General features: G+C 42.2%; 15 protein-coding genes and 2 pseudogenes. 2 read left to right on the top strand and 15 right to left on the bottom strand.

Annotated elements, in window-relative coordinates; all coding sequences use genetic code 11:
- Window positions 1-23 precede the first annotated feature (23 nt).
- The 3 genes and pseudogenes from RN80_RS10275 to pclA form a co-directional block, all read right to left on the bottom strand.
- Window positions 24-260: pseudogene (locus RN80_RS10275) on the bottom strand (collagen-flanked surface repeat-containing protein); the annotation flags it as partial.
- A pseudogene (locus RN80_RS10270) lies at window positions 216-2,736 on the bottom strand (hypothetical protein); the annotation flags it as partial. The pseudogenes RN80_RS10275 and RN80_RS10270, both read right to left, overlap by 45 nt.
- Window positions 2,679-6,401, bottom strand: coding sequence for a pneumococcal collagen-like adhesin PclA (gene pclA / locus RN80_RS10230; RefSeq protein ID WP_419965903.1), 3,723 nt, complete (start codon window positions 6,399-6,401; stop codon window positions 2,679-2,681). The pseudogene RN80_RS10270 and the gene pclA, both read right to left, overlap by 58 nt.
- Window positions 6,402-6,618: 217 nt before the next feature.
- Between pclA and pclR the strand changes: the two genes are divergently transcribed.
- Window positions 6,619-8,103 carry a virulence transcriptional activator PclR gene (pclR, locus tag RN80_RS04455; protein WP_060627781.1) on the top strand — a complete coding sequence of 495 codons (1,485 nt, stop codon included), beginning with the start codon at window positions 6,619-6,621 and terminating at the stop codon, window positions 8,101-8,103.
- A 51-nt stretch (window positions 8,104-8,154) separates the two neighbouring features.
- Here the strand turns inward: pclR and yaaA are convergent, their stop codons facing one another.
- From yaaA to RN80_RS04435, 4 genes are all read right to left on the bottom strand, one after another.
- Window positions 8,155-8,883, bottom strand: coding sequence for a peroxide stress protein YaaA (yaaA, locus tag RN80_RS04450; protein ID WP_060627779.1), 729 nt, complete (start codon window positions 8,881-8,883; stop codon window positions 8,155-8,157).
- Between the two features lie 186 nt (window positions 8,884-9,069).
- Complete coding sequence (locus RN80_RS04445) at window positions 9,070-10,665, bottom strand: hypothetical protein (RefSeq protein WP_060627777.1); 1,596 nt, start codon at window positions 10,663-10,665, stop codon at window positions 9,070-9,072.
- A gap of 11 nt (window positions 10,666-10,676) precedes the next feature.
- Window positions 10,677-11,087, bottom strand: a complete 411-nt coding sequence (locus tag RN80_RS04440; RefSeq protein ID WP_060627775.1) for a peptide deformylase — start codon at window positions 11,085-11,087, stop codon at window positions 10,677-10,679.
- A gap of 113 nt (window positions 11,088-11,200) precedes the next feature.
- Complete coding sequence (locus tag RN80_RS04435) at window positions 11,201-13,897, bottom strand: cation-translocating P-type ATPase (protein ID WP_060627773.1); 2,697 nt, start codon at window positions 13,895-13,897, stop codon at window positions 11,201-11,203.
- 306 nt (window positions 13,898-14,203) lie between these two features.
- Between RN80_RS04435 and mntE the strand changes: the two genes are divergently transcribed.
- Window positions 14,204-15,388, top strand: a complete 1,185-nt coding sequence (gene mntE, locus RN80_RS04430) for a CDF family manganese efflux transporter MntE (protein WP_060627771.1) — start codon at window positions 14,204-14,206, stop codon at window positions 15,386-15,388.
- A gap of 37 nt (window positions 15,389-15,425) precedes the next feature.
- Here the strand turns inward: mntE and RN80_RS04425 are convergent, their stop codons facing one another.
- From RN80_RS04425 to cdaA, 8 genes are all read right to left on the bottom strand, one after another.
- Window positions 15,426-17,297: an ABC-F family ATP-binding cassette domain-containing protein gene (locus RN80_RS04425; RefSeq protein WP_060627770.1), complete on the bottom strand. Its 1,872-nt coding sequence runs from the start codon at window positions 17,295-17,297 to the stop codon at window positions 15,426-15,428.
- The gene (locus tag RN80_RS04420; RefSeq protein WP_080998500.1) at window positions 17,294-18,493 is read right to left on the bottom strand and encodes a CCA tRNA nucleotidyltransferase; all 1,200 of its coding nucleotides are present in this window, start codon (window positions 18,491-18,493) and stop codon (window positions 17,294-17,296) included. Before RN80_RS04420 ends, RN80_RS04425 begins: the two co-directional genes overlap by 4 nt.
- Entirely contained in the window at window positions 18,490-19,257 is a 768-nt protein-coding gene (gene dapB / locus RN80_RS04415) for a 4-hydroxy-tetrahydrodipicolinate reductase (protein WP_060627765.1), read from the bottom strand. The genes RN80_RS04420 and dapB overlap by 4 nt, the downstream gene beginning before the upstream one ends.
- 388 nt (window positions 19,258-19,645) lie before the next feature.
- Window positions 19,646-20,494: a DegV family protein gene (locus RN80_RS04410; RefSeq protein ID WP_060627764.1), complete on the bottom strand. Its 849-nt coding sequence runs from the start codon at window positions 20,492-20,494 to the stop codon at window positions 19,646-19,648.
- Window position 20,495: 1 nt separating this feature from the next.
- The gene (locus RN80_RS04405) at window positions 20,496-20,870 is read right to left on the bottom strand and encodes a DUF1149 family protein (protein ID WP_060627763.1); all 375 of its coding nucleotides are present in this window, start codon (window positions 20,868-20,870) and stop codon (window positions 20,496-20,498) included.
- Between the two features lie 73 nt (window positions 20,871-20,943).
- Complete coding sequence (glmM, locus tag RN80_RS04400) at window positions 20,944-22,296, bottom strand: phosphoglucosamine mutase (RefSeq protein ID WP_060627761.1); 1,353 nt, start codon at window positions 22,294-22,296, stop codon at window positions 20,944-20,946.
- A 24-nt stretch (window positions 22,297-22,320) separates the two neighbouring features.
- The gene (locus RN80_RS04395; RefSeq protein ID WP_060627759.1) at window positions 22,321-23,100 is read right to left on the bottom strand and encodes a CdaR family protein; all 780 of its coding nucleotides are present in this window, start codon (window positions 23,098-23,100) and stop codon (window positions 22,321-22,323) included.
- The gene (gene cdaA / locus RN80_RS04390) at window positions 23,087-23,944 is read right to left on the bottom strand and encodes a diadenylate cyclase CdaA (RefSeq protein ID WP_001011075.1); all 858 of its coding nucleotides are present in this window, start codon (window positions 23,942-23,944) and stop codon (window positions 23,087-23,089) included. Before cdaA ends, RN80_RS04395 begins: the two co-directional genes overlap by 14 nt.
- Window positions 23,945-24,055: the final 111 nt, after the last annotated feature.

Here is a 24,055-nt window from a genome sequence, read left to right as displayed (position 1 = left end):
AACTCATTCTTAGTTCCGTCTGGGTTAGTGATTGTTACAGTGTGGCTTCCATCTGGGTTTTCAGTAGTTGTTGCTGTTGCAGCTTTACCGTCTTTACCATCTTTGATGATAGCGTTGGTAACATTGCCGTCTCCATCTGTAACTTTAACAGTATGAGTTCCGTCTCCGTTATCCGTTACTTCAACTTTTGGAGTCTTACCGTCTTTACCGTTTTTAACAACTGTTTCTTTAGTTGTTCCATCTGGATTTGTTACAGTAATTGTGTGACTTCCATCTGGATTTTCTGTTGTAGTGATATTGGCAGTTTTACCGTCTTTACCATCTTTAACTTTCGTTGTAGATTCTGAACCATCTGGATTACGAACTGTAATAGAGTGAGTTCCATCCCCATTATCCGTTACATTTACAACTGGTGATTTACCGTCTGCTCCATTAGCTCCGTTTTCACCTTTTTCACCTTTTTCACCTTTGTCGCCTTTTTCACCGGCTACTCCTTGAGGTCCACGGATATTACCAATCTTGTTCCAAGAACCATTTTCTTTCTTGTAAACATCACCTGTATTTGCGTCGATATAAGTATCACCGTCTTTACCATCCTTAGCAGTTGGGGCAGTAACTCCACTTAGTAATTCAGCTCCTCTTATAGCATCTTTACCATCATTACCATTCTCTCCTTTTGGAGCAGGAGGAATAACAGTACTTGATATCAACTCATCACCTTCATCAAATACACCATTATTATTATTATCATAATATGCTTTTATTTCGGTTCCCGCATATTCACCTGATGGTTTAGGTTGAGTTGATGTTGGTTGTGATGCTGTTGAGCCTGTAGCTGATGGTTGTGAACCTGTTGAACCTGCAGTTGCTGGTTGTGAACCTGTTGAACCGGGAGTTGGTGGTTGAATCTCATCTGGATTATCTCCTACACTTCTCGCTCTTCTTGCACTTCTTGATGTTCCAGAAGGTTGTGAATTAGAAGTTGATCCAGCACCTCTTCTAACTGCTTCCACCAATGCATTTAAGTCAATAGTTGGTGTACGTCCATCTTTACCATTCTTACCATCTTTCACTGTAAAGGTTACTGGATCTTTACCTGGTGTTGTGATAGTTACAACAGTGCTTTGGCCATCTTGTCCACGTTGAGTAGTGATTGTAGGAGTTTGTCCATCCTGACCGGTTGCACCAGTTTCTCCCTTAGCACCATCTTGAACAAAGACTGTAGTTGGTTGTGAACCATCATGGTTATCCACCGTGATTTCTACACCTTTATGACCTTCTTCATCCTTACGAACAGCTGTTACTGTTGGAGAGACACCGTCCACTCCATCTTTAATAACTGCAAGAGGTTTTTCTGGGTTCAATGGTTGACCTGGATGTGCTGGATCTTCTTGGTAAACTTTAGTTTCTTTACCATCTTTGACAGTAAGCAATGATTTACCATCACGTCCGTCCGCACCTTTAGCACCATCTTTAATCATTTCAGAACCTAGAAGTTCATCAGTTCCTGGAGTGTACTTACCATCATTGTTTTCATCAGTATAGAATGTCACAATTGTATGAGATGGATTTCCGTTTTGTCCTTCGACACGAAGCAAATCAACTTTTGGAGTTTTACCGTTTAGACCATTTTCTCCGTCCTTAACATTTACTTTAACTGGATCTTTACCTGGAACAGTGAATGTAATGTCAGTACTATGGCCATCTTTACCTGGAGTTACAGTTACTTCTGGAGTCTTACCATCTTCTCCACGTTCACCTTTGTCACCCTTAGGTCCCTTGATGTTGCCTTCTTTTTCCCAGTTGCCGTTATTCTTAACGAAGACGTCGCCTGTTTCTGTATTAACGTATTTATCGCCGTCTTTACCTTGATTTGCTTCTGGGTTAACTTTGCCGTTCAAGACGTCTTTACCGTCGCGTCCATCACGTCCGTCACGACCTGCTGCGCCATCACGTCCGTCGCGTCCTGGTAAACCTTGTGCTCCGTCTTGACCATCACGACCTTGAAGACCTTGTTCACCTTTGTCCCCTTTAGGGCCTTTGATGTTGCCTTCTTTTTCCCAGTTGCCGTTATTCTTAACGAAGACGTCGCCTGTTTCTGTATTAACGTATTTATCGCCGTCTTTACCTTGATTTGCTTCTGGGTTAACTTTGCCGTTCAAGACGTCTTTACCGTCGCGTCCATCACGTCCGTCACGACCTGCTGCGCCATCACGTCCGTCGCGTCCTGGTAAACCTTGTGCTCCGTCTTGACCATCACGACCTTGAAGACCTTGTTCACCTTTGTCTCCTTTAGGGCCTTTGATGTTGCCTTCTTTTTCCCAGTTGCCGTTATTCTTAACGAAGACGTCGCCTGTTTCTGTATTAACGTATTTATCGCGTCTTTACCTTGATTTGCTTCTGGGTTAACTTTGCCGTTCAAGACGTCTTTACCGTCGCGTCCATCACGTCCGTTACGACCTGCTGCGCCATCACGTCCGTCGCGTCCTGGTAAACCTTGTGCTCCGTCTTGACCATCACGACCTTGAAGACCTTGTTCACCTTTGTCTCCTTTAGGGCCTTTGATGTTGCCTTCTTTTTCCCAGTTGCCGTTATTCTTAACGAAGACGTCGCCTGTTTCTGTATTAACGTATTTATCGCGTCTTTACCTTGATTTGCTTCTGGGTTAACTTTGCCGTTCAAGACGTCTTTACCGTCGCGTCCATCACGTCCGTCACGACCTGCTGCGCCATCACGTCCGTCGCGTCCCGGTAAACCTTGTGCTCCGTCTTGACCATCACGACCTTGAAGACCTTGTTCACCTTTGTCCCCTTTAGGGCCTTTGATGTTGCCTTCTTTTTCCCAGTTGCCGTTATTCTTAACGAAGACGTCGCCTGTTTCTGTATTAACGTATTTATCGCGTCTTTACCTTGATTTGCTTCTGGGTTAACTTTGCCGTTCAAGACGTCTTTACCGTCGCGTCCATCACGTCCGTCACGACCTGCTGCGCCATCACGTCCGTCGCGTCCTGGTAAACCTTGTGCTCCGTCTTGACCATCACGACCTTGAAGTCCTTGAGCACCCTGGTCACCCTTAGGTCCTTGTAGCCCTTGTGGTCCTGCAACTCCGGCTTCACCTTTTAGACCTTGAGGTCCACGAATGTTACCAATCTTATCCCAAGTTCCGTTTTCTTTCTTATAAACATCACCTGTAGTTGCATCGATATAAGTGTCGCCATCTTTACCATCATCTGCTGTTGGTGCTTTAGGTCCACTTAATAATTCAGCACCATTACGTCCGGCTGCACCTGCTGCACCATTGGCACCGTCTGTACCATTATAAATTGGTTGTTTTGCAATTAATTCATCTATACCTTCATCGTACCGACCATTACCATTGTTATCAAAGTACGCTGTAATAAGAGTACCTTCTCTTGGTTTTTCTGCTGGTGCTGTAGATGGGGCGTCTGCTAAAGCTCTTCTTACTCTTCCGCTTCTTTGATTGTTTAATCTTGCTGCTGCTTCAGCTAAGGCATTTAAGTCAATGGTTGGTGTACGTCCATCTTTACCATCTTTAATGTTAACTGTTACAGGTTCTTCACCAGGAATAGTAAATGTAATATCAGTACTACGACCGTCTGCTCCACGAGCAGTTGTGATTTTTGGAGTTTTTCCGTCACGTCCCGCTGCTCCTGTTTCACCACGGTCTCCACGTTCTCCTTTTTCACCTTGCGCTCCGGTTAGACCACGTTCGCCTTGGTCCCCTTTTTCACCTTTGGCTCCATCTGCAATAACGACTTCTTTTAATTTCTTATCAGAAGCATCTAATTCATTATTTCCATTTTGATCATAATAGAAGATAACAGTTGTTGTCTTATCTGCTTCATTTCGTTGAGTCGCAACTAATGGGCTTGCTCCATCGAGACCATCTCTTACAATAGTATTTGTAACATTACCTCTACCGTCGTTAATAGTGATTGTGTGAGTACCGTCAGCTTTATTATCTTTAACGGTTACGGTTGGAGTAACACCGTCACGTCCTGCTTGACCTTGTGCTCCAGTTAAACCACGTTCGCCTTGATCTCCTTTTTCACCTTTGGCACCTTGTGCTCCGGTGAGACCGCGTTCACCCTGGTCCCCTTTTTCACCTTTGGCTCCGGTGAGACCGCGTTCACCTTGGTCGCCTTTTTCACCTTTGGCTCCGGTGAGACCGCGTTCACCTTGATCTCCTTTTTCACCTTTGGCTCCGGTTAGACCACGTTCACCTTGGTCCCCTTTTTCACCTTTAGCTCCGGTTAGACCACGTTCACCTTGATCTCCTTTTTCACCTTTGGCTCCTTGTGCTCCAGTTAAACCACGTTCGCCTCGGTCTCCTTTTTCACCTTTAGCTCCGGTGAGACCGCGTTCACCTCGGTCCCCTTTTTCACCTTTGGCTCCGGTGAGACCGCGTTCACCTTGGTCCCCTTTTTCACCTTTGGCTCCTTGGGCTCCAGTTAAACCACGTTCGCCTCGGTCTCCTTTTTCACCTTTGGCACCTTGTGCTCCAGTTAGACCGCGTTCGCCTCGGTCTCCTTTTTCACCTTTAGCACCTTGGGCTCCGGTGAGACCGCGTTCACCTTGGTCCCCTTTTTCACCCTTGGCTCCATCTTTAATAGCAATTTTTTGAACAAGTTCGTCTACGCCCTCAGTATAAACACCGTTTCCATCGTTATCAAGATAGAAAGTGAGGTTATTTGTATCACCAACTTTATTTTGATCAACACGTGGTTTTACTGTATCGATTAGCTCTTTAGCCACACCAATTTGCATAATACGTGGCTTAGCTTCTTTAGTAACTCTATTACTAATTGGCAATCCTTGGAGTGTTTCGTTACCAAATCGATGGACTTTATAGGTAATTTGACGTTGTCCTTTTTCACCTTCACGAACTAATCTAGTTTGACCTTCTGGTAACTTACTAGTTGGAAGATAGACAGTTTGGAAGTCAATGTCTTCTGAAACAGTCTTATTATTAGTACCACCATAAGGGTTTGCATCCAAGAGGAGTGGATTTGCTCTATGATAATAGTTGGAGTTACTGTATGGGTCATTGCTAGTAGCGGCACCACCACCACCTTGGTCCACGTTAAAAGTAACTGGTTTCAAACGAACAGACAAGTCACCATTTGGATTAGCAATTGGCAAACTAAATCTGATTGTTTGTTCCATATTTGTTGAAGTAGCAGAGGTCATACTGTATCCTGAGTGAGATACGAAGTTGGCACCCTGGCTAATAGGTTTTGATTGCTCTCTTAATCTTGGAGTTGTGATAGTTGCATTTGAAGGATTTCCAAATCCATCCCCTTTATCCAAGATAAAGTTATTATTAACAAATTCACCTGGACCAGAGTATTTAATTGTGAAATTCAATCTATTACCTTGACGTACTGTTGTTACATCGTAATGAATTGAATTACCACCACGTGAGTTCCCATAACCACGGAAACTATAACTACGACCACCTTGACTAATATCTGCAAATGCAACTGTATTTCCAGAACCTGATACAATTGGATTGGCTGGATTGCTAGCCGCTCTAAAGCCACTATGCCCTTTATCCAAGTCTTCCTTACGGATAGCTGGATTTTGGCGAGCATCAGAAAGGCTCAAACCTGGTTTCAAGATTTCATTAGTAGATTCTGGAGCTGAAGTTGTTTCTACTTTGGCAGGTGCATTAGTTGCTAAAACGCTACTATCAACAGCTGAACGGTCAGTCGTTGTTGCAGCTGGCTTAGCTTCTTCTTTGGCTTCTGCTACGTCAGTTTTCTTCACTACAGGTGTTTCTGATACTGTTCCTTTATCAGAGTTAGAACGAAGTTCTAGCCCAATAATAGCTGATTGGATAGATGACTCTGCTGCTGATACTTCAGATTCAGTCGCATCTGCTTTCCCAAGCAAGCTTTGACCAGCTTGGATACTTGCTTGCAAGTTAGCAGCACTTGCTTCTGTATATAACTTGCTTTCTAATTTTTTAGCACGCGAAAGAGCTGTTAACAATTTTGACTTGTCAACAGCATCTTGATGCGTTACTTCTTCTTTTTTATCTTTTACTTCTTCAACTTTTTCTGCTGGCGCTTTGGCTTCACCAGATTTAGCTGGAATCGTTTCTACTGGGTTCGCAACAGTTGGAGCTGCATAAGTTGTTTCTTTTTTAGGTGTAGAAACTTCTGCTGGTTTAGTAGCTTCATTTACCTTATCAACAGAAACACTATTAGTTGCTTCAGGATGTTGTTCCTCCGCTTGTACTGATTGCGCATTGGCAGCAGTTCCCAAGACTAAGGCTGTCCCGAGCAAGACACTAGCCGCACCAAAGTGATACTTACGAATAGAGTATCGTTGTTGCATGCTATACCAGTCAAATGATTTCTTATGTGTATGTTTCATTTTAAACTCCTAGATAGTATTTTATAGTTTACAATTTACAACTATTTGAGGCATTAATCAATATTATCTATGAAATTAATATATCTGATTTTTGTACCATGGAGCCATATTTTTTTTTTTTTTTTTTTTGAATTTAATGTACATATTTTTAATTCTTGTTTTTTTGTACAAAAGAATCATAATTATGATACAATATAATTTAGGAGGAAATACCTAAATGCGCAACCTTTTATCCACAAAAGACCAAAGACAATTACGTGTAATGGAAACCTTAATTCAGTATCGTAATTGGATAAGGTTACATGCACTTGCCGAAAAATTAGGATGTACAGAACGAATCCTAAAAAATGATTTAAATGAATTACGAACAGCTTTCCCAAATATTGACATCCAATCTTCCGTTAACGGAATTATGATTGATTTAGATGTTAACACTAGTGTAGAAGATATTTATCAATATTTTCTAGCCCATTCCCAATCTTTTCAATTACTAGAATATATGTTTTTCAATGAGGGCCTGCCTATTTATCGAACGATAGAAAATCTTCACTCAAGTAGTGCTAATCTCTATCGATTAGGTCGAAATATTACAAAAAATCTATCCTCTCAATTCCAAATTGAATTATCTTTTACTCCAACTGAGATACATGGGAATGAATTTGATATTCGCTATTTTTATGCTCAATACTTTTCTGAACGCTATTATTTCCTAGACTGGCCTTTTCCTGACCTTCCTGAAGAGGATTTAACAGAGTTTGCTGATTTCTTCTATAAGATTACGAATTATCCAATGCGATTTTCAATTTATAGAATGTACAAATTGATGATAGCTATCAGTATTTACCGCATCAAAAATGGTCATTTCATCGACTTACCAAATCATTTTAGCGATGAATACTATCCTCTTTTGATGAATATTCCAAACTTTGAGGAGCTACTTGTCCATTTCTCTGAAAAACTGGGACTTGAAATCACTCCAGATATCATCGCCCAAATTTTTATATCCTTTATTCAAAACAATCTTTTCTTAAATCCTCAAGAATTCTTCAACTCTTTAGAAGAAAACAGTGAAGCAAGATACTCTTACCAATTACTTAGTCAAATATTAGAACGCCTATCAAAACAATATAAGATTACTTTTACCAACCACGATGAGCTGATTTGGCATTTACACAACACTGCTTTCTTTGAAAGACAGGAAATCTTTTCTACCCCAATCTTATTTGAACAAAAAGCATTGACGATTAAAAAATTTGAAGTTTACTTCCCAGACTTTATGGGAAGTGCACGTCAAGAACTGGCTCAATATCGTCAAGCAATTGGACAGCATGACCATCCTGAACAGTTGGAACACCTGATGTACACCATCTTAACCCATGCTGAAAACCTCTCTACTCAGTTGTTAGAGAATCGACCACCTATCAAGGTTTTGATTATCAGTAACTTTGACCATGCTATATCCCTTACCTTTGTTGATATGCTTTCCTATTACTGTAATAACCGCTTTACCTTCGATACTTGGGATGAATTGAAAACAAGTCCTGAGATTTTAAATCAGACAGATTACGATATCATCGTGTCTAATTTCTATATTCCAGGGATTACCAAGAAGTTTATTTGTCGAAACCATCTGTCAATCATGGATTTGGTTAATCATCTTAATACTTTATCAAATGAGATTCATTTATCCAATACTTTATAAGTTATCAAAAAAGTCAGCATAATCGTGCTGACTTTTTCTCTTATCTGATTGCTATACTTCCTTAACAAAAACCAATTCCTGTTGCTGGGACAGGTCTTCTCGGTAGTTAAATCCTGCAAAGCTTAAGCGACGAGCTTCCTCCACTGTTTGAACTTGATTTTCAATCAGGGCTGTCAAGAAGGCACCACGCGCTTTCTTGGAAATAGTTGAATGAATCTTCAGCTGACCACCCTTGTCCTCCATGAATTTGAAGGTCGCCATTTTTTCTCTGATTTCCTTAGAAAACACAGTTTCAAACTCTGACGACAAGAGGGAGAAAATTAGGTCTTCACCATTCATAGCCTCATCATAGGCTGCCTTCCAATGGCTCTTTAAAGTCTTACCAGTGACTTTTAATTTCATCAAAAAGTCCAAACGGTGAGGGGGCATAGGTGACAAGACTGGAACAACACCGTACAAAGCCGAGGTAATAAAGACATGATTTTCAAGATAGGCTTGTTCTGCCTCGGTCAACTTATCTCTCTTGATATGGCGGTACATGAGCCCATCAAAAAGTTTCAAGGCTGGGTAGTGTTGAGCAGTTTTCCTTTGCAAAGCTTGGATATTTTGAAATTCTTCCTTTGCCTTCTCAACTGATACCTTGTAAAAACTCTCCAATTGACTAACAGAATAGAGAGCCAAGGCATCCAGCACAGCCTGACTTTCTGGTCTTAAAGGAGTTGCCTCGATACTTGGCAAGTCTGTGTTCATTTCTTTTGCTGTTGGGATTAAAATTTTCATATTGATAGTGTAGCATATTTTTTAACCACAACCAAGGAATTCATCTGAAAAGAGACTGGGGAAAAAGGCATTAAAATTAAAAAATGCATAGTATCAGGAATTGAGAAATCTTGATACTATGCGTTTTATGATGGAAAGATTTACTTCATTTTTTCCTGAAATTGAGGTTTTGCCCAGCCTCTCCTCTTACTGAACTTTAAAGGTCTTGAGATAGTTGTCTTTTCCTACTTGTCCTTCGAAGGTTTTACCATTTTCAAGGTAAGGAAGGTCATCTGATACAGAGGCCTTGACCTTATAAATCTTGCCATCAACTTTAAAGAAGTAGACGGTGTCTCCCTTGATAACAGCTGATTTGAGGTCTGCTACCACACCCTTGATGCTTTCTGTCGTTGCATTGTCAATTTCAAGGTCGTTTTTATTGGCATACTTGCTGAGCAGTTCTTCCACTGTCGTTGCTACAATAACATTTTGGTACTCGACTGCGTCTACCAGAGCATACTCTTTGACCAAGCCAGCATTGTCCTTCAAGCCCATGATGTAGAGAGGCTTGTCATTAAGGTTGATGAGGATTGGGAAGGTTGCCTTGTAGGATTTCTCCTGAACAGCACCTTCGGCTGATTCACGGGCTGATTCTTCGGTCGCGGAAGCCAAGCTGTACTTAGTGATTTCTCCTGTCCGCATATTTTCAAGGATAAAACCAAGATTACTTTCATCTGCATTAGCCGACGTCACACCTGTGTAGAGATAGATATCATTGCCGATAGACAAGTAATTATAGCCCTTGGTAGTCTGGGTCACGTTTTTCTTGGAAATCATGGCATTCCAGAAACCGTCCTTGTACTTGCCGTTGTAGTTGATTTGCTCAATGGTTTCCTCAGCTGGATAAACCCTGTCCACCCATTCTGGAACATCTGATAAGCTGTATTCCTTGGTCTCTCCATTTGTGGCGTCCAAGATAATGACTGAAACAGGACGAGGAACCGCAAGCCCAAATTGCTTTTGGTAAACCGTTGCTACATAGAAAGGATTACCCTCATCGTCCACCTCGAAAGATGGAGTTTTAAAGATCTTGGTTGGGTACTTCAAGCGCAGGTGGCGTTTGACATCACGGTTAAAATACTCCGAGTCCGAATACTTGATTGGTGTCTTCAAGTCCACCAAGTCCGCATTACCAGTCACCATGTCTACCTTGATATACTCGCCGATTCCCTTGGCTTGATTATTAAACCACTTGATAGGATCCGCGTATTCTAGTGGTGTAACCCGATAAGGCTTCCCATCAATTGTCAATTGGGTATAGGTATCTGCCGCTACGTACTGCGACACCTTATCTGTTAGGGAACCCAAGTAGCGGTCACCAATTTTTTCAGCGGTACTTCTATCTAAGATAGGAACCTTACTGGTATCAGTCTTAGGAAAATCAGTAAAGTCTTTTTCCGTAACCGTGACTACATTGGCATAATTTTTAGCCTGAAAAATGCTAGAAGTCACCAAGGAAACCAAAGCTGCCAAGAGAAGAATTCCTCCAATAGAAACTAAAAGAGCTTTCCCTAACCGATTGATTTTGAAACCCTCTAGATTTAAGGCAGCTTCCGCCTTGCCGTGGCGCACATGAACCGTTTTGACAAGGTTTATCCCCTTGCCAAAGCCAAATAAGACTGCTACAACTAACAAATGCCCACAAAGGAAAAAGATAAATTCCCAGCTGGTCAGGTTAAGAGGCGGTAAAAAGATATACCAGGTCGTTGCGATAAAAATAAGTTCAAAGACTATTCGTTTCATTTGCTTTCCTCCTAAATGATTCGTCCTTCCAAGTGATCCAGTTCATGCTGACAAATCTGGGCTGGGAAGCCTGTCAAGGTGATGGTCTGTTCCTGCCACTTGCTATCACGATAGGCAACCCTTATAGTTTCATAACGCTTAGTGGGTCTCACACCTGTCAAGGACAAACAGCCTTCTTCTGTATCATAAGGTCCTGAAAAAGACTTGAGAACAGGATTAAACATGACCATAGGAACCAAGCCAAGATTAAAAATAATCACGCGCTTCTGCACCCCAATCATATTGGCAGCCAGACCGACACAGGTCTCACGATTGGCTAAAAGCGTATCCTGTAAATCTCTGGCAAGATACAGATCATCCTGACTTGCCGGCTGAGATACCTGAGATAAAAACAAAATATCCTTCACAATTTTCTTTTCCACTTCCTCACACTCCTCTTACTTTTTACTATATTATAGCAATTATAGCACAAAAGCCGATAACTGCAAGCCCTTTCCTTCAACTGTAGCAAAAAGCCATCCGAAGATGACTTTTTTTAAATCGCATTCTTATCAAAGCCAAGTTTACGTTGAACAAACTTAACGATTTCGACGATGATAATCATTGAGAAGCTTCCGCCCATAACGATTCCCCATTGTGACAAGTCTAGTTTGGTTACGTGGAAGATTCCTTCAAGCGGTTCTACGACAATTGTTGCCATAAGAAGGATGAAGGATACCAAGATAGACCAGTTGAAGGTCTTAGACTTGAATGGTCCAACTGTCAAGATGGATTGGTAAACAGACTTGACATTATAAGCATGGAAGAGCTGAATTAAACCAAGGGTTGCAAAGGCCATAGTTAGGGCATCTGCATGAATGGCATGATTGTCACCCACATGAACTGGGTAAGCAATCGCAAGACCATAAACACTCATAACAATAGTTGCTTGGAGTACACCTTGATAGATGATAGAACTCAAAACACCACCTGAGAAGAAGCTTGCCTTGCGTCCACGTGGTTTATGGTTCATGACACCAGGCTCAGCTGGCTCAACACCTAGAGCGATAGCTGGGAAAGTATCGGTTACCAAGTTGATCCACAAAAGATGAACTGGCTGTAAGACATCCCAACCAAACAAGGTTGATAGGAAGATAGTTAATACTTCAGCAGTATTGGCAGAAAGTAGGTACTGAATAGTCTTTTGAATGTTTGAGAAGACCTTACGTCCTTCTTCCACTGCAACGATAATAGTCGCAAAGTTATCATCTGCAAGAATCATGTCAGAAGCCCCCTTAGAAACCTCTGTACCAGTGATTCCCATACCGATACCGATGTCGGCTGTTTTCAGAGCTGGCGCATCATTGACACCATCACCTGTCATGGCAACGACTTTACCTTGTTTTTGCCAAGCCTTGACGATACGAACCTTGTGTTCTGGAGATACACGGGCATAAACAGAGTATTGACCAACTACTTTTTCAAAGTCTTCATCTGACAGTTCGTTGAGCTCAGCACCAGTTAAAACGTGTCCTTCTGTATCATTTGCATCGATGATTCCCAAACGTTTGGCAATAGCTTCTGCAGTGTCTTGATGGTCACCCGTAATCATGATTGGACGAATTCCCGCTTCCTTAGCCACACGAACAGCCTCAGCAGCTTCAGGACGTTCAGGGTCAATCATCCCAATCAAACCAGTAAAGATTAAATCATTTTCAAGCTCTTCAGAAGTCAGGTTTTCTGGAATGCTGTCAATAATCTTATAAGCACCTGCGAGGACACGCAAGGCTTGGTGAGCCATTTCAGAGTTGTTTGTGTGAATGAGGTTTGTAACCTTCTCATCAATCGGAGCAATATCCCCAGCTTTATCACGAAGAACACAACGTTTCAAAAGTTGGTCTGGGGCACCCTTGACCGCTACAAGGAATTTACCATCTGGCAATGGGTGAACCGTTGACATGAGCTTACGGTCAGAGTCAAATGGCAACTCAGCCACACGAGGATATTTCTCTAAAAATCCTTTCACATCGTAGCCCTTGTCCAAGGCATATTGGATAAAGGCTGTTTCGGTTGGATCTCCGATCAGGTTTCCTTCTGCATCAATCTTGGTATCATTAGCCAAAACTACAGAACGAAGAAGAGGCATGTCCAAGCCGAGTTCAATGTCATCAGCAGAGTCATGTAGGACTGCATCATAGAAGACTTTTTCGACGGTCATCTTGTTCATGGTAAGCGTACCAGTCTTATCAGAAGCGATGATTTCAGTTGAACCAAGCGTTTCTACAGCTGGCAACTTACGAACGATAGAGTTTCGTTTGGCCAAAACTTGAGTACCAAGGGCAAGAACGATGGTCACGATAGCAGGAAGTCCTTCTGGGATGGCTGCAACGGCAAGCGCAACAGAGGTCATCAACTCACCAAGTGGATTTTTCCCTTGAATGAAGACACCCACTACAAAAGTAACAAGGGCAATGACCAAGATAGCATAGGTCAAGACCTTAGAAAGGTTATTCAAGTTTTGTTTAAGTGGTGTATCCGTCTCATCCGCATCTTGGAGCATACCTGCGATGTGACCAACTTCAGTGTACATCCCTGTATTGATAACAACACCAAGACCACGACCATAAGTCACATTTGAGTTTTGGAAGGCCATATTGACACGGTCACCAATACCAGCATCTGCAGCAAGTTCAACTGTCAAGTCTTTTTCGACTGGCACAGACTCACCTGTAAGAGCTGCTTCTTCAATTTTAAGAGAGTTGGCTTCTAGTAAACGTAGGTCTGCTGGTACTACATCACCTGCTTCGAGGGCAACGATATCTCCTGGTACCAATTCTTTAGAGTCAATCTCCGCCATATGCCCATCACGAAGAACGCGAGCAGCTGGACTGGACATAGATTTGAGGGCTTCAATGGCTTCTTCTGCTTTTCCTTCTTGGTAAACACCGAAGGCAGCATTGATGATAACCACGGCTAAGATAATGATGGCATCTGCAATATCTTCTCCACCAGAAGTCACGACTGACAAGATAGCTGCCGCAACTAGGATGATAATCATCAAATCCTTAAACTGTTCGATGAATTTGACCAGGATTGATCGTTTCTCACCCTCTTCGAGTTCATTGTGGCCAAATTCGGCAAGGCGCTTTTCCGCCTCACTTGATGACAAACCTTGCTCGGTCGCATCCACAGCCTTCAAAACCTCTTCAGGACTTTGAGTGTAAAACGCTTGGCGTTTTTGTTCTTTTGACATGTGTCTCCTCCTTGACATTGTGTGCAAAACAGACTCTCTTTTTCTCATCGTATCTTTTCACGACAAACAAAAAGAGCCCTGTTAATCATAACAAGTCTCGCTGTTTAAGATAGGGCCGGAAAACATACTTTTCAGTATAAAATTCGGAATGACGACACTATCACAGGTTTCTGCCAGCTACTCCCTTGAGTAGTACTATTATAGCAAATTTTGGAAAGTTTTTAAAGAGCAAAAACTGCCTTATTTGAATTTTCCCTTGAAAACCAGTATAATGGTAGAATGCTATATGACTAGAAAGGAAGTTGAATGAAGCAATCTATTTCAAATCTCAAGTTAGCTGAGCGTGGGGCCATCATCAGTATTTCGACCTACCTGCTCTTATCTGCAGCCAAATTAGCAACTGGCCACCTTCTTGATTCATCCAGTTTGGTGGCAGATGGTTTCAATAACGTATCCGATATCATTGGAAATGTGGCCCTCTTGATTGGGATTCGAATGGCACGCCAGCCTGCGGACCGTGACCACCGTTTTGGTCACTGGAAGATTGAAGATTTGGCTAGCTTAATCACTTCCATCATTATGTTTTATGTTGGCTTTGATGTGCTGCGGGATACCATTCAAAAGATTATCAGTCGTGAAGAAACGGTCATTGATCCTCTGGGTGCAACTCTAGGAATCATTTCTGCAGCGATTATGTTTGTGGTTTATCTCTACAACACTCGCCTCAGTAAGAAATCTAACTCCAAGGCACTGAAGTCCGCTGCTAAGGACAATCTTTCTGATGCTGTTACCTCTCTTGGTACGACCATTGCCATCCTGGCTAGTAGTTTCAATTATCCCATTGTGGATAAACTGGTCGCTATCATCATCACTTTCTTTATCTTGAAAACTGCCTATGATATCTTCATTGAGTCTTCCTTTAGTCTTTCAGATGGTTTCGACGACCGTCTGCTTGAGGATTATCAAAAGGCTATCATGGAAATTCCCAAAATCAGTAAGGTTAAGTCCCAAAGAGGTCGTACCTACGGTAGTAACATCTACCTGGATATTACGCTAGAAATGAATCCTGACTTGTCGGTTTATGAAAGTCACGAGATTGCGGATCAAGTCGAGTCTATGCTGGAAGAGCGTTTTGGAGTCTTTGATACCGATGTCCATATCGAGCCAGCACCTATCCCTGAGGATGAGATTTTAGGCAATGTCTACAAAAAATTGCTCATGCGTGAACAATTGATTGATCAGGGAAATCAACTGGAAGAACTCTTGGCTGACGATTTTGTCTATATTCGCCAAGACGGAGAGCAGATGGATAAAGAGGCCTATAAAGCTGTAAAAGAGTTGAATTCTGCTATCAAGGACATTCAAATTACTTCCATCAGTCAAAAGACCAAACTCATCTGCTATGAATTGGATGGCATCGTCCATACCAGTATCTGGCGACGCCACGAAACTTGGCAAAATATCTTTCATCAAGAAACCAAAAAAGAATAGAGAAATCCTGTCCATGAGACGGGATTTTTCCATTCTTCTAGCTATCAAATTCACTTAGATACTCATAGCGTTCGTATTTTTCAAGGAGTGCCTCGTTTTTCTCATCCAGTTCTTTTTGGAGAGTCGCTAGTTTGCCAAAGTCAGAGCCGTTAGCCTGCATTTCCTCTTCAATCGCAGCGATACGATTTTCCAAGGCTTCAATATCGCTTTCAATACTTGCCCACTCCTGCTTTTCTTGGTAGGTCATGCGTTTCTTGTCTTCTCGGACCTTGACTACTTTTTCCTTTTCAGCCTTTTGCACTTGATTGGCCATATCTGTTTCAAAGGCCTTTTCATCAAGGTAGTCGGTGTAATGACCAAAGAAAGGACGAATCTTGCCATCCTCAAAAGCGAGAATCTTGTTCGCTACCTTATCCAAGAAATAGCGGTCATGGCTAACAGTCAAAACTGGACCAGCAAAGCCTTGCAAGAAATTCTCCAAAACTGTCAAGGTCGCAATATCTAGGTCATTTGTCGGTTCGTCCAAGAGAAGAACATTTGGTTTTTCCAAGAGCAGTTTGAGGAGATAAAGACGTTTTTTCTCTCCACCAGACAATTTCTCAATCAAGGTTCCATGCGTCGAACGTGGGAAAAGGAACTGCTCCAGCAACTCTGCAATCGAAGTACTAGAACCACCGCTGGTCTTGACCTCTTCTGCCACTTCCTGCAAGTAATTGATCACTCGCTTACTTTCATCCAAACCCTCAATTTGCTGAGAGAAATAGGCGATACGAACAGTTTCCCCAATCACAACTTGTCCTGCTGTCGGCTCAAGACTGCCTGCAATCAGATTAAGCAGGGTTGATTTTCCAACACCGTTGTCCCCAACGATTCCAATACGGTCTTTGGCCTGCACCAAGAGATTAAAATCTTGCAAAATAGGCTTGTTTTCATAGGCAAAGGAAACATCCTGAAACTCTATGACTTTCTTCCCAATACGACTGGTTTCAAAGTTCATGGTCAAGTCTGTCTCAGCAACTCCACCTGAAATTTCCTTTTTCAGGTCGTGGAAACGATTGATACGAGCCTGCTGCTTGGTCGCACGCGCCTGCGGTTGTCTGCGCATCCAGGCCAATTCTTGTTTGTAGAGTTGTTCTTTTTTGTGAAGAAGAGCCGCATCGCGCTCATCCTGTTCCGCCTTTAGGCGAACATAGTCCTGATAATTGCCTTGATACTCGGTCAAGCCTGCGCGATCCAATTCGAAAATTCGAGTTGACAAAGCGTCTAGGAAATAACGATCGTGGGTAATAAAAAGGACGGTCTTCTTTGAATTTTTCAAAAAGAGGGTCAGCCACTCAATAGTCGCAATATCCAGATGGTTGGTTGGCTCATCCAAAAGCAAGAGGTCGTGATTGCCAAGTAAGACTTGCGCCAACTGGACTCTTCTTCTTAGACCACCTGACAATTCTCCAACTGGAGTAGATAAGTTCTGAATACCCAGCTTACTAAGAACCGTCTTGACCTGACTCTCAATTTCCCAAGCTTGGAGAGAATCCATTTCTGCCATGACACGTTCCAAACGAGCCTGCTTGTCCTCACTGTAGTTGAGCATGATCAACTCATACTCACGAATGAGTTGGATTTCCTTGAGGTCGCTGGAGAGGACCGTATCCAAAACCGTCTTGCTATCATCAAAATCAGGATCTTGAGTCAAGTAACCAATCTGGTAATCATTCTTAGCTGAAAAGGGACTAACATCCCCATCAAATCCAGAAACACCAGAAAGAACATCTAAAAGGGTGGTCTTCCCTGTTCCATTGACACCAATCAAACCAATTCTGTCTAGGTCATGGATGATAAAGGAAATATCCTTAAAAACGGTCTTGTCACCAACGGATTTACTTAGTTTTTCAACGATAAAATCACTCATTTATTCTCCCTCAGATAAGCATGGATGGCTTGACGGTCATTTTCCAATTCTCCATCGACAATGGCATACTCAATCTCTGTTAAAATCTCTCCCAAGTCTGGACCCGGCTGATAGCCATATTCCTTGATTAAAATGCCACCATTAATCTGAATTTCTTTTTTGTCATGAATGGTCAGACTCTGGTAGGTTTCTGTGATGGCTTGTGGATTAACTTCTTTTCCTTGAGCCCGACGAAGATTTTCAGCTTGTAAAAGCAAAGCCAAGTCAAAGCGATAACAATCGCGCTTGCTCAATTCTCCCTTTTCACGCAAGGCCAAAATAGTCAGCAAATCCTGAACTTGCTTAGCAAACTGACGTGAGGTCTTCCAAGCTTTCAAAAATGGCTGCGCATTTTCAATCTCCAAAGCCCACAGTAAAGCCGCCCAAGCTTGCTCTGAAGATTCAAAGGTGAAATCAGTCTCCAAATCAAACAGTCTATTGAGCTTGTCCTGGCTAGCTGCCATATCAGGGAGATAGTCATAAGCTTGACTCTCAATCATGGAAGCCAAGCCCCTTCTCCAAAATGGAGCCAGCAAGAGTTTATCAAACTCAACGAAGGTACGCTCCACAGAAATTTTCTCCAAAAGTGGCGTCAAAGTCTTCATAGCTTTAAATGTTTCTGACTCAAGCTCAAAGCCAAGACTAGCCTGAAAACGGAAACCACGCATAATCCGTAAAGCATCTTCGTTGAAACGCTCACTAGCCACTCCAACTGCTCGTAAGACTTGCTTTTCCAAATCTTCTAAACCATGGAACAAGTCAATGATTTCTCCTGTCTCGTCCAGGGCAAAGGCATTGACTGTGAAATCACGGCGTTTGAGATCTTCTTCTAGCGAACGCACAAAGGAAACCGCACTGGGTCTACGATAGTCCACATAGACATCTTCTGTCCGAAAGGTGGTTACCTCATACTCCTCATCCCCATCTAAAACCAAGACGGTTCCATGCTCGATTCCGATATCGGCTGTTCGCGGAAAAATCTGCTTGGTTTCTTCTGGATAAGAAGACGTCGCAATATCCACATCGTGGATGGGACGATTGAGGAGGGCATCTCGAACAGAACCTCCAACAAAATAGGCCTCAAAACCTGCTTCTTTAATTTTTTCTAATACTGGTAAAGCCTTCTGAAATTCAGAAGGCATTTGCGTTAATCTCATAATAAGTGTTCTAATCCATAGACAAGCTCATGACGCTTGACAACTTCTTTAATTCCCAAATTCACCCCTGTCATGAAGGAGCTGCGATCATAGGAGTCATGACGGAGGGTCAATCCTTCTCCCTGATTGCCAAAGATGACTTCCTGATGTGCTACCAAGCCTGGTAAACGAACTGAGTGAATCCGCATGCCATCAAAGTCAGCACCACGAGCACCTGCAATGAGTTCTTCCTCATCTGTTGCACCTTGCTGAATAGACTCTCGAACTTCTGCCATGAACTCAGCTGTTTTAATAGCTGTTCCACTCGGAGCATCCTTTTTCTTGTCATGATGGAGCTCGATAATCTCCACATTTGGGAAATATTTGGCAGCCTGCCTTGCAAATTGCATGAGTAAAACAGCACCCAAGGCAAAGTTAGGAGCGATCAGGCCACCCAAATTTTGTTCACGAGAAAATGCTTTTAGCTCTGCAATTTCTTCACTTGTGAAACCTGTTGTTCCAACTACTGGAGCAAAGCCATTTTCAAGAGCAAAATGTGTATTTTCGTAGGCAACATTTGGAGTAGTAAAATCTACCCAGACATCCGCTTCAAAGCCTGCTAAATCAGCCTTATCCTTGAAAACAGGAATACCCTGCCATTCTGACTCAGACTCAAAAGGATCCAAAACTGCTACCAAGTCCAAGTCTGGATCAGCCAAGACCATCTGACAAGCAGCCTGGCCCATCTTTCCCTTAAAACCAGCAATAATTACTCGAATACTCATATCTACTCCTGACTAAGATACAAAGGACGTTAGCTGCCCTTGAAAAATAGGGAATGACGCTGACTTTCCATGAAAGGCAAGACAGGCATCTTTTTTCAAGAGGCAGGTAGTCCGTGTTCAATTTCTAAGATACAAAGCCTGCAAGAACACAAAGTGAAAATAGGAGTTCTGATCAAGGAGTAGATACTCCTTGGAAGAACTATCTTTTTCACACAGGGTTCCAGGCGTGTTCAATTATCAAGATACAAAGGACCTTAGCTGCCCATGAAAAATAGGGAATGGCGCTGACTTTCCACGAAAGGAAAAACAGTCATCTTTTTTCAAGAGGCAGGTGGTCCGTGTTCAATCTCTAAGATACAAGATTTCTTAACTAGCTCAAAAGCGCCAACTAAATCACTGGAATATAACCTAAAGCAATGCTTCCTGCTCCTAGGTGTGTTCCAATGACACTACCAAATGTAGCAAGTGAAATATCTGTACCCACTCCAGATTCAAGTAAGTGCTGACGCAATTCTTCAGCCTTTTCAGGAGCATTTCCGTGAATGACAATGATACGGTATTTGCCTGAAGCTGTGGCTTCCTTGATAATCTCAATTAAACGCTTGGCTGCTTTCTTTTCAGTACGAACTTTTTCGTACACTTCAATCACACCTTGGTCGTTGAAATAAAGAATTGGCTTAATGCTTAGCAGATTGCCCAAAATCGCAGCTCCATTTGAAAGGCGTCCACCTTTAACCAAATGGTCCAAGTCATCCACCATGATGAAAGCAGATGTATGACTAATCTGAATAGCTAGCTTATCCTGAATAATGGCAAAGTCATCACCCTGGTCTCGCCAGTTAAAGACACTTTCAACCATGATACCCAGAGGAGCACTTGTAATCAAAGTGTCTGGGAAAGCAATAGTTAAACCCTCATATTCTTCTATCATATACTGGATATTTTGGTAAAAACCTGAAATTCCAGAAGATAGGAAAAGCCCCAAAGCATGGGTATAGCCTTGTTCTTTGAGCGAAGTTAGAATCTCATCTAGCTTGGCAATACTTGGTTGACTGGTCTTAGGCAATTCAGAAGCCTGAGCCATTTTTTGGTAAAATTCCTCAGCAGTCAGATTAATACCTTCGACATACTCCTCACCATCAATATTGACAGGAATATCCAAGACATATAAATCTTCTCTTTGCAAGGCCTCTGCACTGAGATAGGCAGAGGAATCTGTGATAACAGCTAATTTCATATTAGAACTCCAAATTGATTCCTGGTAAGTCTAATGCAATTTCAGTTACTTCATAAGTCAAACGGTTGAGCATGTTCAAACATGGACGAGCCAAGGTTTCCACTTCTTCTTGGTTCAATTCACTTGGTTCGTTAACAATACGGCCATCGATATGGTTCACTTGGGAAATCGTTCCACTGATAACAAATTTGTCAAAGACAATCATAAAACTTAAGACAACCACTAAAGAAGTCACTTGATTTTCTTGGTCATGTTGGAGTAATTGGAAGTTCACATCCACCTTAGTTTCAGGAGCTCCATTTTCATTTTCCCATTCAAAATTACGCGCATCAAAATGATACTGACTAACAAATTCTTGTTCACGTTTAAGATTCATGTCTTTCTCCCTTGGCTACAATATTATAAGCTATTGTACCATAATTTTTTATTTTCATCTAGTTTTCTAGGATTTAGTCAATCCCGATTTCAGCTCGAACTACGTCTGCGATGGTATCAACATAGTAGTCCACTTCTTCTGTTGTAGGCGCTTCTGCCATAACACGCAAGAGGGGCTCTGTTCCACTTGGGCGTACTAGGATACGGCCATTCCCTGCCATTTCTTCTTCCATCTTCTCGATGATATCCTTGATAGCTGGCACTTCCATAGCCTTTTCCTTCATGGCATTTTCCACTCGGATATTGACTAATTTTTGTGGATAGATGGTTACTTCTGCTGCCAACTCTGACAAGCTCTTACCAGTTTCCTTCATGATTTTTGTCAATTGGACAGCTGATAATTGACCATCACCTGTTGTATTGTAATCCATCAAGATAACGTGACCAGACTGTTCACCACCAAGGTTGTAGCCTGATTTTCTCATTTCTTCAACAACGTAACGATCGCCAACTGCAGTGACTGCCTTGTTAATGCCTTCACGGTCCAAGGCCTTGTGGAAACCAAGGTTAGACATAACGGTTGTCACGATTGTATTTTGGGCCAATTGTCCTTTTTCAGAAAGGTATTTCCCGATGATGTACATAATCTTATCACCATCGACGATCTCACCATTTTCATCAACAGCAATCAAGCGGTCACTGTCACCGTCAAAGGCCAAACCAATAGCTGAGCTACTTTCTTTGACCACTTCTTGAAGGGTTTCTGGGTGGGTTGAACCAACATTAAGGTTGATGTTAAGACCATCTGGTGTTTCCCCGATAACAGTTAATTGAGCACCAAGATCTGCAAAGATTTGACGGGCACTTGTAGAAGCTGCACCATTGGCTGTATCCAAGGCAACCTTCATTCCATCAAGAGGAGTTCCAGTTGAAACAAGGTAGCCTTCATACTTACGCAAGCCTTCTGGATAATCTACCAAGGTTCCCAAGCCTTCTGCACTTGGACGTGGCAGAGTGTCTTCTGCAGCGTCTAGCAAGGCTTCAATTTCTGCTTCTTTTTCGTCATCTAGTTTGAAACCATCACCACCAAAGAACTTAATTCCATTATCAAGGGCTGGGTTATGGCTAGCAGAAATCATGACACCTGCACTGGCTCCCTCAGTTTTTACCAAGTAAGCTACTGCTGGTGTTGCAAGGACACCAAGTTTGTAGACGTGAATCCCTACAGAGAGGAGACCTGCCACCAAGGCAGATTCTAACATTTCCCCAGAAATACGTGTATCACGTCCTACAAAAACTTTCGGTGCTTCCGTTTCATGTTGGCTAAGAACATAGCCTCCAAAACGTCCTAGTTTAAAGGCCAATTCTGGCGTTAATTCTACGTTAGCTTCTCCACGGACTCCATCAGTCCCAAAATATTTACCCATTTTTATAAAATCCTTTTCCTATTTTTAATTCGTTTTTGAACTAGTTGCTTTCGTTGACGAAGATGTCTCCGACGAACTGCTTGTAGTTGAATTTGATGTGTTTGAACTTGTACCCACAGGTTTTGTAGTGACCTTCATTGTCGTATCAAATGGAGTAATCACCGCTGGTAAGACAACACCATTACGGTCGATTGCCTGCAAAGGTACTGAACCACTGTAATTACCTGTTATGCGTTCGCTGGTTGGTAAAAGCGCAATAATACGATCAATTTTAGCTAGTGTTTCTTGGTCAGTTGTGACAGAGACCCGTTCATTTGACACGGTTACACTATCAATTTGTAGCTTGGGATCAATCTGGCTTTGGTCAACTTGTGGCACAACAATCATCCCATCTCGCTTAACCTTCTTCCCAACTTTCACTGTAATCTTTTGAGGCGTTGCCACAGCGGTCAATCCACTTGGAAGATTTTCAATATTCAAGGGAACTTCAATCGTTCCAACACTGGCATCCGTCAAATCAGCAGTTACCTTAAACTTACGAGTGCTCTCCTGCATTTCGCTGGCCAAGGTCACACGATTGGCTCCGGTTAATACCACTGAAACTTCTGATGCAAATCCGCTAATGAAATACTGATCATCATCATAGTGAATAACGATAGGAACGTTCGTTATCGTATTGGTGTAAGTTTCTGATTTAACCTGCCTTGCGGTATTGCTATTTTGAAAGTTGGTTGACGTTGCATAGATAAATAAGACACAAGCAAAAAAGAGAGATGAAATGATATATAGACTATTTTTTCTCATATTTCCAACCTCCTAACAAACGGTCCTTGAAACTGACTTTTTCCTCAACAGCTGGCAAAAGAATTGCTCGTAGCTCTGCTTCAAATTCTTCAATCGTCAAGTCGTGCTTGAAAACACCGTTATAGGTAATAGAAATGCCTCCTGTTTCCTCTGAGACGATGAAGGTCAAGGCATCGGATACTTCTGACAAACCGATAGCCGCCCGGTGTCTGGTCCCAAATTCCTTGGAAATCCCTGTGCTTTCTGTCAAGGGAAGATAGGCAGAGGTTACTGCTATTCGATTTTCTCTGATAATCACAGCACCATCGTGTAGGGGAGTGTTGGGGATAAAGATATTAATAAGGAGTTCAGCTGAAATATTGGCATCCAAGGGAATACCTGTCGCGATGTATTCTTGCAAGGTCCGAACTCGTTGGATGGCAACCAGAGCACCAATCTTACGAGGACTCATATATTCAACCGACTTGACAAAGGCACGAATCATTTGCTCCTCTGCACTAATTTGAGCAGTAGAAAAGAAATCTGTCGCCCTTCCCAAGCGTTCCAAACCAGTCCGAATCTCTGGAGAGAAGATAACAACCGCAGCAATAACCCCATAGGTGATAATTTGATTAATCAACCAAGAAATCGTTGTTAAACCAAGGATATTGGCCACAACCTGGGCTAATACAAAGATCACGACCCCACGCACCAAAATCATAATCTTGGTGCCAGCTATCGCTTTTGTAAAACGATATAAAATATAGGCCACAATCAAAATATCAAACACATTGATGGCAATACTCCAAGGACTAGAAAACAAGCTAGTCCAATATTGCAGGTTGGATAATTGTTGAAAGTTCATCTGCTGTCTCCTCTCTGTCCAAACACGTTCCTTTCTATTATACCATTTTTCTGGCATTTTTTTCCCTATCCTACTTCATTTTAAATTAAAGAAAAAATATGATAAAATAAA

The organism is Streptococcus mitis, from assembly GCF_001281025.1.
In the GTDB taxonomy this organism is placed as follows: Bacteria; Bacillota; Bacilli; order Lactobacillales; family Streptococcaceae; genus Streptococcus; species Streptococcus mitis_AK.
Note: the sequence above shows the minus strand (reverse complement) of the source record. Positions and strands in the feature narration are given on the sequence as shown.

Excerpts from the sequence above, each read along its gene's own strand:
- RN80_RS04435 (WP_060627773.1), bottom strand. The coding sequence starts at position 13,897 with ATGTCAAAAGAACAAAAACGCCAAGCGTTTTACACTCAAAGTCCTGAA.
- pclR (WP_060627781.1), top strand. The coding sequence starts at position 6,619 with ATGCGCAACCTTTTATCCACAAAAGACCAAAGACAATTACGTGTAATG.
- RN80_RS04395 (WP_060627759.1), bottom strand. The coding sequence starts at position 23,100 with ATGAGAAAAAATAGTCTATATATCATTTCATCTCTCTTTTTTGCTTGT.
- RN80_RS04445 (WP_060627777.1), bottom strand. The coding sequence starts at position 10,665 with ATGAAACGAATAGTCTTTGAACTTATTTTTATCGCAACGACCTGGTAT.
- dapB (WP_060627765.1), bottom strand. The coding sequence starts at position 19,257 with ATGAGTATTCGAGTAATTATTGCTGGTTTTAAGGGAAAGATGGGCCAG.
- pclA (WP_419965903.1), bottom strand. The coding sequence starts at position 6,401 with ATGAAACATACACATAAGAAATCATTTGACTGGTATAGCATGCAACAA.
- yaaA (WP_060627779.1), bottom strand. The coding sequence starts at position 8,883 with ATGAAAATTTTAATCCCAACAGCAAAAGAAATGAACACAGACTTGCCA.
- RN80_RS04405 (WP_060627763.1), bottom strand. The coding sequence starts at position 20,870 with ATGAATCTTAAACGTGAACAAGAATTTGTTAGTCAGTATCATTTTGAT.
- glmM (WP_060627761.1), bottom strand. The coding sequence starts at position 22,296 with ATGGGTAAATATTTTGGGACTGATGGAGTCCGTGGAGAAGCTAACGTA.
- RN80_RS04420 (WP_080998500.1), bottom strand. The coding sequence starts at position 18,493 with ATGAGATTAACGCAAATGCCTTCTGAATTTCAGAAGGCTTTACCAGTA.
- mntE (WP_060627771.1), top strand. The coding sequence starts at position 14,204 with ATGAAGCAATCTATTTCAAATCTCAAGTTAGCTGAGCGTGGGGCCATC.
- cdaA (WP_001011075.1), bottom strand. The coding sequence starts at position 23,944 with ATGAACTTTCAACAATTATCCAACCTGCAATATTGGACTAGCTTGTTT.
- RN80_RS04425 (WP_060627770.1), bottom strand. The coding sequence starts at position 17,297 with ATGAGTGATTTTATCGTTGAAAAACTAAGTAAATCCGTTGGTGACAAG.
- RN80_RS04410 (WP_060627764.1), bottom strand. The coding sequence starts at position 20,494 with ATGAAATTAGCTGTTATCACAGATTCCTCTGCCTATCTCAGTGCAGAG.